Source organism: Allokutzneria sp. NRRL B-24872, from assembly GCF_002155965.1.
GTDB lineage: Bacteria > Actinomycetota > Actinomycetes > Mycobacteriales > Pseudonocardiaceae > Allokutzneria.
The window spans coordinates 1-712 of record NZ_MUMH01000467.1 but is presented as its reverse complement, the minus strand read 5'-3'; the positions used below and the strand labels follow the sequence as shown (position 1 = coordinate 712).

Annotated in this window: 1 protein-coding gene; it reads left to right on the top strand. The window is 74.2% G+C overall.

Annotated features, from left to right (window positions below):
• Positions 1–192: 192 nt before the first annotated feature.
• Positions 193–712: MBL fold metallo-hydrolase (locus CCN37_RS38725; RefSeq protein WP_143262106.1), on the top strand; the 520-nt coding region annotated here is incomplete at its 3' end.

The window sequence follows — 712 nt, the reverse complement described above, 5'->3', positions numbered from 1 at the left end:
CGACACTCCCGGCGCCGGTCGGGGCGGCCGACCGCCCGATGCCGGCCTGACAACGGGGCGGCACTCCGGTGGCCGGCGCAGGTGGCCGGCGCAGGTGGCCGACACCGGTGCTCGGACATCAGCGCCCGGCCACCGGCGCCCGGAGAGCGGGCCGCCCGCCGCGGGCGCGCGGCGCGGGAATAGTGTGCGTCCATGATCTCGCAATCGCCCCTCCTCACCGTGGCCGACGGTGTGCACATCTGGTCCCCCACCCCGAGCGCCGGATGGGGTCTGGCCAACTGCGGTCTGGTCGTCTCGCCCGACGGCGCCGCCGCCTGGATCGACACCCCCTACGACCGGCGGATGGCCGGTGACTTCCTGGAACGCAGCCGGGCCCTGCTGCCCGGCGGGGCCCGGATCGAGCGGGTGATCGTCACCCATGCCAACGGCGACCACCTGTGGGGCGCGGAGGTCGTACCGGACGCGGAGATCGTCGCCACCCGCGAGGCGCTCGGCCACATCGAGTACGAGCCCTCGCCGCAGCAGTTGCACGCCCTGGTGCACGGCAGCGATCCGGCGACCCCGCTCGGCTGGTATCTCCAGCGGCACTTCGGGCGGTTCGACTGGTCCGGCACCGAGGTGGTCGAGACGACGCTCACCTTCGTGGGCGAACTCGACCTGCGGGTGGGCCAGGTGCCGGTGCGGCTGTTCAGTCTGCCGTCCGCGCACACCG